The organism is Puniceibacterium antarcticum, from assembly GCF_002760615.1.
Lineage (GTDB): Bacteria > Pseudomonadota > Alphaproteobacteria > Rhodobacterales > Rhodobacteraceae > Puniceibacterium > Puniceibacterium antarcticum.
In genome coordinates, this window is sequence record NZ_AWWI01000128.1 from 1 (window position 1) to 9,875 (window position 9,875).

The window sequence follows — 9,875 nt, forward strand, 5'->3', positions numbered from 1 at the left end:
ACGCCTCCGTGCCCGTGAAGACGGTTGTGATGTCGATGGCATCGAAAAACGCCTGCATGTGCGGGATGGGCTCGGACGGGGGATGTTCAGGTGCTGGCTCCGGGTCGGGGTAGAAACTGTCGGGCAGGCCCTCAATCTGGCAGGCATTGAACACGCGGTAGGATTTCTGAAAGCGGAAGATGCGGGCGTCCTCGGAGCGATCATCGCCATCGCTGCGGTCGTCCTCGCCGCCCGCGTCCTTCCGGCTTTGACCGTAATAGACAACGACAGAGGACTTCTCGCCCTTGCGGACCTTTGCATCCAACGCATTGGCTTGCGGCAACGTCATCCAGAAGGGAGAGCTGTGGCCCGCCATCACGGTCCGCATCGTCAGCAGAAAGTTGTTCACTCCCTGGTAGGGTTCGCCGCCCACGCGCAGGGGGCGAGAACTGCCACCTGCGGTCCAGGGCTTGCGCCACGGCAGGACGCCGCGCTCGATGATACGGATGATTTCGTTCGTGATGACCTCGGAGGCATCGAATTTGGGCGTGCGGGATCGGGCCATGGCTGGCCTCCTTTCGAGTTTTGGTGAGAGGGAATGGTGATCAGGTTGACTGACGGGGCCGTGGATCGTTGATGATCCTGGCACCGAGGGCTTCGATCGTGTCGATGTAGGTGGTCAGCGAGACGGACCTGCCAAGGCCCCAGAGTTCAGAGTCGTCCGATCCGTCCCGCGCCACCCGCGGTAGGTTCGCGAAGGCGATGACATTGGTGATGGGCCGGGTATCGATGAACGGGGTCCCTCGTGCGACCGCAAGAGTGGCCAAGGGAAAGCGCTCGATCGGCGCGAGGGTCGAGACGGTGGACCAACCGAGATGGATGAACGTGCCGCCGTCTCCGCAGATCACATGGGCATTCGGCAGCGTCGCCGCCTGCCTGAGATAGCCAAGATCACGCAGGACGGCCTCGCGTTCGAGCCGCTGTGCCAGCAGTGACTGGCCGGTTCGGTGCAGTTCCTTGTGTCGCCACCACGAAGCAGCGGTCGCGCGCAACACGCGCAAGACACCTGTTTGCATGGGAATGCCCTTCATGAGGAAAGACAGACCGGAATCCGGCCCGGACCCATCTGAGGGACCCCAAAGGCTCTCATCCGTCAGTCACAAAACCCGAAGGACACTTTCACTTTTTTCGGGCATTGACCCTGTCCTGGCCAATTTCAGCGGATCCTCACCACACCGCGCCATGCCTGCGTTTTTGTCGAAGCCATTGATTTGGAACAGCAGAGGCATCTGGGGACGCAAAATCGGCAACGGGAATCGGCAAAATCTTGCACAAGTTGCTAAATTATCGTTACTTGGCAGATATTTAGCAGATCAGCAGATCAGCAGATCGGCAAGATATTTTTCTACAGCCCTGCCTACATCTGCGGATGCGGAACATCTTTTAATCTTACCCTCTTACGCCGCTTGCCCGCTGAGCCTGCCATAAAAGCTACGCTCAAGATGCAGCTCCCCTGCCCCGGCTTTCTCGACCATGCCGCGCAGATATCCGCCTGGTGAGGCAACCTCGCCCGCGCTGTGCTTCTCGAACACAAGTGCAAACGCAGCCGTGGCCACCTGAGTGCCCATTCGGTCCTGAGCCACGTTCCAAGCATGCTCCGAAATCCCGATCATCGGCCTGAGTTGCCCGGCAACCCGATGCAGATCGCCCCAATCCTTCAGGAATCCGCCCATATTACGCGCCCAGGACGCGAACTCTGGACAGGCCTGCATGATTGTTGGTAGGTCAAGCGCGGTTCGCTTCTTGCGCACCTCTGCAACCCAGTCTTCCAGTTCCCCATCAACCCGCTCCTCGGGTCGTGCATTGGGCACGACATCCGCCGCTTCCTCTTTTTCAGAGGAATTACTTATTACAGGAATAAGTTGATTTGTAATTGGTATATGAGGTTCAGGAATGACCTCCCTGGGGTTCATTTCTTGAGTCTTCTTCATAACTTGGGCGTCATTTTTGTCGGTGTTTTCCACAGGGTTTATCGCACCAGTCGCCTTGAGATAGGCCGCCTCGACTCGTTCCTGAAGTTCCTTGAACCACGCCAGTAGTCGCTCCAGTTGTTCAGAGGCTTGATGGCGGCGCGGAAGTCGGTCCAGAAGCTCCTCGAAGAGACCCGTGAATTGCGTCCAGGGCCCGCGCAACGCGCCGCTTACCGCCGCCTCGATCCGCGCGCGGATCATCCGGCGCGCAACCGTGATCTGACGCTTCAAGCGCTGGCAGAGCTCGCGCTCGGCCTGCAACTCGGCCTGCAGCTCTTCAAACTCCTCGACTCGAGCCGAAAGCGGCGACAGATCGAAGCCGTAGGCCTCGACGATACGCCCCTCAGCGTCTCTGCGGCCCCACCGTTTGCCATTCGGGCTATCCTGGAAAGAGATCACACCGTTCTCTGCCAGACGCCGCGCATGACGCTTCAGTGCCGACAGAGAGAAGCCGGTCTGTTCCATCAGATAGGCGTTAGAGGCCCAGACGATCGGGCGCTGCCCCTCCTCCCAGTCCTGGGCCTGCGTGAAGGCCCCCAGTGTATCGAGGAGCATCATGTCGCCGGCCTTCAGACCGATATGCGCTCCAACGCGCTTGAGCGCGACAAATGCCCGCGTCTTGGGTACTGCTACCCGTTCACCGGCTTGGGCAAGCTGCTCAGCAACCCCAAGACCCGGTGTCGGCTTGCGCCAACCTGTATGTTTCATGCCTGTATCTCACCTCCGGTTGTGTGGAGGCAAAAGAAAGCCGTTCGCTCAGAAGCGTTCGTCGTTGACAGTGAATCCTGTGAGACTTATCTTGAAGGTGACCAAACCATTAAGATCAGCTCTCAGGCCACACCGCTTGGGGGCTTTTCTTTTGCCGTTAATTCACTTGTCGTTCCTTTTTTGCTCCTTGCCTCATCGTTCCGAAGAACATCTCACCAACGCTGTCTTCAGTCGGTATCCTTCTCCGCGTCTTCGACGTTCAAATAGCTTGCGACTAAGTCTCCAAGCTTTTCGAGACGCTCTTGGTCAATCGGCACTCCTGCAACCTTGATTGATAGGTTTCCATCGACGGAAGTGACCGAAAGATTTCGGTTGCCCACCTTGCGCTTTACGGTGAGTTTTTGGGGCTTTGTCTTTGGTTTTGGCTTGGCTTTGTTCGTTCTCTCCAAGCTCGCTATGGCACCCTGTAAATCGCGAAAGCTCATGTCGTAGACGTTCTTGAACGTGTTCAAGATTTGATCCTGCGCAGCGAAAACGGACCGTGCTCGCGAGACTAGGCTCTCATGCACACCAATTTTCTTGGCGAAGGCCACAGCTGTCAGTTTCTCTTCGCCAGAAGCCAGCGTCTCATACATTTCACCAATCGAAACCAATCGCTCAAAAGGGCTGAGATTCTCGCGCTCCTCATTCTCGCGAAACCGCAGAAACAACATTTCAAACTTGCTGTTCTCAGCGTTTCGCGCGTCAGGCGGAGCAAGTATTGCACGAAGGGGTACACCGAGCTCTGACGCGGCAGCCAGTCGGCGGCGTCCTGTCAGCATCACGAATGGAACCCCCGCGATATTCGACGGGTCCAACGGATCCGGCTGCCAATCCGGATCCCCCGGCCACACTAGAATGGGCGTGTCCTGCCCGTTCGAAGCGATGCTGTTTACCAAAGACCTGAAGGCTTCCTGGGACATCCAGTCTTGTCGGCGGTCGGTTCCCATTGGATCGGAGATTTGATCTGGCGACAGGCTTATCTCATGGCGACCGTTGAGGATATCCAAACAAAGCTCGGCTCTGCTTCGCTCTACTGCAGCTTGCGACTGCGCAAGCGCTCCTGATTTCCAGGCACTGCCGGCCCCCTTGAAAGGAGTCGAAACAGCATCACTCGATTCTGTCCTGCCTTCGGAGCCGCTCGCACGTTCCTTGTTTGTATCGAGATTGGTAGCCTTGCTGACCAGCGACCTTGGAATACTGCGTTTCATGCTTCACCCTCGCCGTCATCTTCATAGAATTCGTCCATCCAAGTATTGGCGTAGCCACGTTCGAGTCCTGGCCAGAGTCGCGATATTATGGCGTCGTTCACGGCGTCGGCATTCGTGATGAACCGGTTGATCCCCTTGCGCTTTCCCGGCGTGTCTGGCTCGTATTCGTATACGGACTGATAGACGTCCGAAGCGTTCGAGATCGCGTCGGAACGCAAATAAAACACGGGCAGAATCTCCGTGGGGCAATGTTCTAGCAGGTTTCCGATGTGGTTAAGATCCTGCGCATTGGACCGTTGAACGATCGTTGGCAACAGCATGTTCGCACCGGTTCCGATCTCGATCCTTTCATGGGCCAGGATGTGCTGAAGCATCCCAAGCAGGCCAGTCACAAAGGTCGACAACGTCGCAATGTCGAACCCCTTCATGGTTTGCGGTATGACCAGCGAAGTAGACGCAATCACGTTATTCAACTGGAACAGTGTGAGCGCGGGTTGATAGTCGATGATGATGACATCCAGCGTCTCCGCTAGTGCGGTGTCGAGCCGCTCCTGGTCGACCTTGCCGTCGACTACCAATTCGTTGGGTAGCGTTTTCGGTGGGTGGCCCGCTTTCCAGCGGTCGATGGCATCGCGTAGGTAGCGGTAAAAGCTCTTTCCGGCGGGGGCTTCGCGGACAAGCCGCGCAATCTGGATCTCACCCTCGGATGTTTCGCCGTGAGCTGGAAGCAGACGCAGGCCTGGCCAGGAGGTCTTGAGAAGGAAGCTATCGAGCGTTTGCGCATCGTGGTCGGTATATGGCGCGTCTTCCGACTGAAAGAGTCCAGCAAAGTCCACCATGGAGGCGGTGTTTTCGTCGGGCATTTGGGGAAGGCCCTCTCCCCCGACGAAGTAGAGCGTTATTGTACTTTGCGGGTCAGCATCCATAACACCGACACGCATGCCGTAGTGCAAGCTGAGATACTGGGCAAAATGCGCGGCGCTCAGACTTTTGGCGGTCCCGCCTTTCTGGCTTGCAAACGAGATGACGGGCAAAGGTGCGTCAGGCTTCCGCCAGGCCAGGTAGTCGTACGGCCGCTTTGCCGAGGCTGCCAGAAGGGCCCGCATGTGCATCAATTCTGAAAGCGTGAAAACACGCTCTCTTCCAACATATTCTCCTGCGGGAAAGTCATCGCTCGAATTGGCGAACTTGGTCAGATACTGAATACTCACATTGAGAAACCTAGCGCACTGGCGCATGGACCAGGTTCGCTTGATGCGCTGACGCAAGGTGAGTTCCTTGTTCACTGCCACCATCGTGCGCTCAAGCCCACGTGACAGATCCGTCAAAAACTGTTCTAAACTACCGCTCATTTATAAGCCCTGACTTCGGTTGGGTCCGAGTTCGACTCGATTCTGCTTCAATGGTAGCACGGTTCTGAGTAAAAGATAAAGATACCACGCGCCTATAGGTTTCAGGCGCTTATTTTGAGGCTCAGTGGCTCCAGAAACTCCAATCTTGAACGCGTTCAAGATTGGAGTTTAAGTCGGCTGACGAGAGCGAAGCCGATCAACCATGCATGTTTCACGCCGCGTCTTTCGGACCCCAGGAGATGACCGTCCTAGTTGGTGGCTTTGCCCATGTTTGCGTTGAAGCCGTGATCACAGATGCTCACCGTGAAGTAGCCAGCGCCGGTCTCCCCTTTCTGAATCTTCTAGATGCCGCCGCACTCGGTCAGCTTGCCTCACGGGGAGCGTCCGGCGACGCGTTGCGCGAAGGCCGTCCTGTTCGACCTCGCGACGGGTTCGATGGTAATTTCCAGGTCGGAGGTCAAGATGGAGATTGAGCCGAAGCTTTTGGCGGTTTCATTGTCGGCGCTTGTGAAACTGATGCAGCCCGAAGGGTAGCTGCGCGGTTGACCAAGGCCTGACCACGCTGGATGCGAAGCGCCGCATAGAAGGGTAGGGGAGGAAGATGGGCCACAGCCGTTGTAGACGGGGCGGCCGCTGCGATGTGCATTCCATGCAACCGGTACGCACCGGGAGACCTGCGGGGACCGGAAAAAATGCCACAGGGAAATGCGCGGCGTACTTAAAACTGAACAAAACAAGTAGACCCCTTACTCTCGTGCACGCGCGCAACAAGCGTTGCGCTATAGTGCTCTCAACAGCCCGATCCCTTGCTCAAGAGGCATTGCACGAACGCCTTCGGCCACGGGGACGTCATGCTCTCCGGCGTAGATCAACAGCTTCCGGCTGGCCTTGATGTCTTCCGCGCCCACATAGAACCCGCGCGAGACCTTTGGCGCAGTCGTGCGCTTGATCTCAACGGCCCAGATGTCGCCCCCAGGCAGGCGAAGGACCAAGTCAAGTTCAGCTCCGGCAGAAGTGCGATAGAAGAAGGGTTCGGTGCCGGTTGGTGCAGCGGCAAGAAGGGCCTCGATACAGAACCCCTCCCAACTGCCGCCAACGACGGGGTGCCCGAGCAAGCCCTCGATTGTCCCAATGCTTAACAGGGCATGCACGACCCCGCTGTCGCGGACATAAACCTTTGGCGATTTCACCAAACGCTTGCCGACATTCTCATGCCAGGGCTGCAGTCGCCGCACCAGCATGAGATCAACGAGCAGATCGAGGTAGCGTCCAATCGTTTGGCCGGAGACGCCCAGCCCCTCGGCGAGGGCTGCAGCGTTCAATAGACTACCTTGCACATGCGCAAGCATTGTCCAGAAGCGCCGCAAGGTTGTGGCTGGAATACGCGGTCCGAGGGCAGGGATGTCACGTTCCAGATATGTACGCAGAAAATCCAGACGCCAATCCATGCTGGCTTGATCGCTTGAAGCCATGAAGCTGTCAGGAAAGCCACCACGCAGCCAGAGCGCATTCAACTGATCAGCCCCCACCTCGGTAAGCTGTAGAGGGGGCATTTCGATATACCTGACACGTCCAGCAAGGGATTCTGCCGACTGTTGGAGTAGGACGTTGGAGGCTGATCCCAAGAGCAGAAACTGGCCCGCTCGAAAACCGGCCCGCCTGCGCTGGTCGATCTGACCACGCAGGCTCTTGAACAGGCCAGGCATCTGCTGCACCTCATCGAGGATGACGAGTTTTCCCGCCTGTTCATCCAGATATAGATCCGGTTCGGTCAGGATCTGCCTGTCCGCATCTCGTTCTAGATCAAGGTATACCGATGGTTGCTCCGAAGCGATGTCTAGAGCGAGCGTGGTTTTCCCAACCTGCCGGGGGCCGAGGAGGACAACAGCAGCTTGGCTCTCGAGCGCGGATTGCACAAAGTGATGAGTTTGGCGCTTATACATACCTTGCAATTACTCCACACGCTGGAAGATTTGCAAGGATAAACTGCTTAGCGGGTAAAGTTGCCACTCAATTGGAGATGTCGCCTGATGTGACGAACAGGCTTAGCGTCAAAACTCACTCATAGTATCCCAAGCCGCTTCGCCCGCTCCAGCAACATCTTCACTGATGATGGCTGCCAGCTTGTCCGGCCGCGGGGTGTGCGCTCACGCATGTTCTCCAAGCGGGCGCAGATGGCCTGAAGCGTAATGTCGGGATCGGCGCCCTTGATACCCGCGACGATGGCGGGCAGGCGATCATCTCGCGCACGCGGGCCCGCGCGATCAAGCACGGTCGCGGGGAGGAACCCATCGCGGACGTAGGCGTTCACAGCGCGCAAGAGACGGCTTTGGGTCCAGCGACGCGCCTCAGGCAAGGGGCCGTTGATGATGCGCACAACGTCTTCCCAGGCCAAGTCGGGGCGCAACCGACGCACATGGGGCACCCAATCTTGTGCCGTCTCGTTCAGACGCTCCATGTAGCCGTCCTGTCGCGCCAACCGCACCTTACGAAGAGCGGCAGGATCTTTGGCCCGCAGTCCAGGGTTCCCGCCGACCCGGCCCTTGGTACGGGCGCTCGCCAGCCCCGCCTTGGTACGTTCGCGGATCAGCGCCCGCTCGAACTCGGCCGCGGCGCCCAGAACCTGCAGCGTGAACTTGCCTTGCGGGGATCCAGTGTCGATCGGGTCCTGAATGGAACGAAAGAACGCCCCCTTGGCCTCCAGCCGTTCGATCACCTCCAGCAGATGCGACAGGGATCGCGCAAGGCGGTCGATCCGCACGACGACCAGCGTGTCGCCCTTGGATACGCGTTCCAGCACCCGCGCAAGCACCGGTCGCGCACGATTGCCGCCCGAGGCCTGTTCTTCATGGATCTCGGCGCAACCAGCAGATTTCAGGGCCTGCGACTGGGGCAGGGGGGTTTGATCCTCTGTTGAAACGCGCGCGTAGCCTATCAATGGCATCAAAACAGGCCTTTTGCAGTTTCGTATATCATTACTAAACGACCGTTTGTAAACAGATGCAAGAGCGTGCTCTATGGCGCTGTTCACCCGAAACCCCTTGGTTTCCATACGCTGAGCGTGATCCGAGAGTTCTCGCAGACCGTCCCACGCGCGTGTTATATAAGGTGAGTGGGCACCCGCTCGGAAAACCCTTGGGTAAAATGCAAAATCGCTGTATTTTGCACATATGAAGCCTCAAGCATCTATACAGTATGATGGTTTTGACGATCCTCTTACGGAATCGGAGGGGCTTGAAAAGACGTCTGAAGACGACCTGTTGTCGCGTTTAATTCCCGATTTCAATTGAAGCAGTAAGCTGAAACTGAAGCGTTGGAATTTCAGCTTAGCGCTTCACCAGTGCGCCAAGTTTCCCGAGCTTCACAGCCCTGCGGCTTTGGTCAGGTTCACCCTGAACCTGTCGCGCCTGCGCTGGTAGCGCCGGGTCATCTCGGCGGACGCATGGCCGAGCTGTTTCTGCACGTAGCGTTCATCGACTTCCGCCGACGAGGCGAGCCCGGCACGTAAGGAATGGCCGGAGAACATTGCCAGCCGTTTTGCCTCTGGCAGATCAGATCTGACGCCACTCTTCAGAACGGTCGCCTTGATCAGCCGGGCGACGTGCTTATCGGAAAGGCGGGTCACGAGGGCACGTTTGCCGTCCCGTGAGGTGCGCACGAAGACCGGGCCAAAGTCGATCTTGGCAAAGTGTAGCCATTGTTCCAGCGCGTGGACGGGACAGGTCTGGTCGCTTGAGCCACGCCCGACCTCGACCTCGCGCCAGCCGGTCTTGGCATTGAGGGTAAGCAGGGCGCCGCCATCGAAGACCTCGACCCAGCCGCCGGAGTCCGGTGTATCGTCCTTGTGCACATCGAGGCAGACCACCTCCGAACGGCGCAGGCCACCTGCATAGCCCAGAAGCAAGATCGCCCGGTCTCGGAGCCCGCGGAGATCGTAGGGCAGGGCGGCCACCATTGCCTGGATGTCCTCAGGCAGGATCGCTTCCTTCTGGACCGGCGGGCGCGCATGCTTGCGTTTGATCCCGGCCAAAACCGTGGCGATGTGGCGGTTCTTGCGATCAAGAGTGAACCCGCGCTGCCTGTAGTTCCAGGCAAGCCCCGAAAGACGACGCTCAATCGTGGAAACCGAGAGGGCAGGGGCCTTCCCACCCGGTGCAGCCAGATCAGCCAGATAAAGCCCGACCATCTCGGGCGAGGGGGGCAGAGGTTCCGTGCCTTTCAGTCGGCACCAGCGGGTGAAGTGTTTCCAGTCGGCCGCGTAGGCCTTGTTCGTGTTCCCAGCCGTCGAGGCCTCAGCGTAGTCCCGGGCGGTATCGATCAGCCGGTCGAGCGCGCCGGAACTGGCCACATTGGCGGGCAGGGCGATTGAGGCTCGGTCCCGAGAGGTTCTCTCGTCGTGTTCGTCACCGTTCAACGAGTCATAGGACGCTGAGCTCGAAATCTCGGACTCTGACCCGCCCGAACCCTCGATTTTGGTGCTGCTATTTGTGAGACTACCCATGTTTTTGAGCATATCATTTTTACGTCCGATAACGCAAGGTTATTGGACATAGAGC

8 protein-coding genes are annotated in these 9,875 nt (G+C 58.0%); all 8 read right to left on the minus strand.

Features of this window, described 5'->3' with window-relative positions:
* Window positions 1-544, minus strand: a 544-nt coding sequence (locus P775_RS19865; RefSeq protein ID WP_143520950.1) for an ArdC-like ssDNA-binding domain-containing protein, incomplete at its 3' end; no start/stop codon positions are given.
* A gap of 40 nt (window positions 545-584) precedes the next feature.
* Window positions 585-1,070: a hypothetical protein gene (locus tag P775_RS19870; protein WP_099912629.1), complete on the minus strand. Its 486-nt coding sequence runs from the start codon at window positions 1,068-1,070 to the stop codon at window positions 585-587.
* A 366-nt stretch (window positions 1,071-1,436) separates the two neighbouring features.
* On the minus strand, window positions 1,437-2,717 hold the full coding sequence (gene repC, locus P775_RS19875) for a plasmid replication protein RepC (protein ID WP_099912630.1): 1,281 nt from the start codon (window positions 2,715-2,717) through the stop codon (window positions 1,437-1,439).
* Between the two features lie 227 nt (window positions 2,718-2,944).
* Complete coding sequence (locus tag P775_RS19880; protein ID WP_099912631.1) at window positions 2,945-3,967, minus strand: ParB N-terminal domain-containing protein; 1,023 nt, start codon at window positions 3,965-3,967, stop codon at window positions 2,945-2,947.
* Entirely contained in the window at window positions 3,964-5,319 is a 1,356-nt protein-coding gene (locus tag P775_RS19885) for a ParA family protein (protein ID WP_012187063.1), read from the minus strand. Before P775_RS19885 ends, P775_RS19880 begins: the two co-directional genes overlap by 4 nt.
* A 779-nt stretch (window positions 5,320-6,098) precedes the next feature.
* Window positions 6,099-7,262, minus strand: coding sequence for an ATP-binding protein (locus tag P775_RS19895; protein ID WP_099912632.1), 1,164 nt, complete (start codon window positions 7,260-7,262; stop codon window positions 6,099-6,101).
* A gap of 119 nt (window positions 7,263-7,381) precedes the next feature.
* Window positions 7,382-8,263: a recombinase family protein gene (locus tag P775_RS19900; protein WP_099912633.1), complete on the minus strand. Its 882-nt coding sequence runs from the start codon at window positions 8,261-8,263 to the stop codon at window positions 7,382-7,384.
* 417 nt (window positions 8,264-8,680) lie between these two features.
* Window positions 8,681-9,820, minus strand: coding sequence for a tyrosine-type recombinase/integrase (locus P775_RS19905; RefSeq protein WP_245875780.1), 1,140 nt, complete (start codon window positions 9,818-9,820; stop codon window positions 8,681-8,683).
* Window positions 9,821-9,875 lie beyond the last annotated feature (55 nt).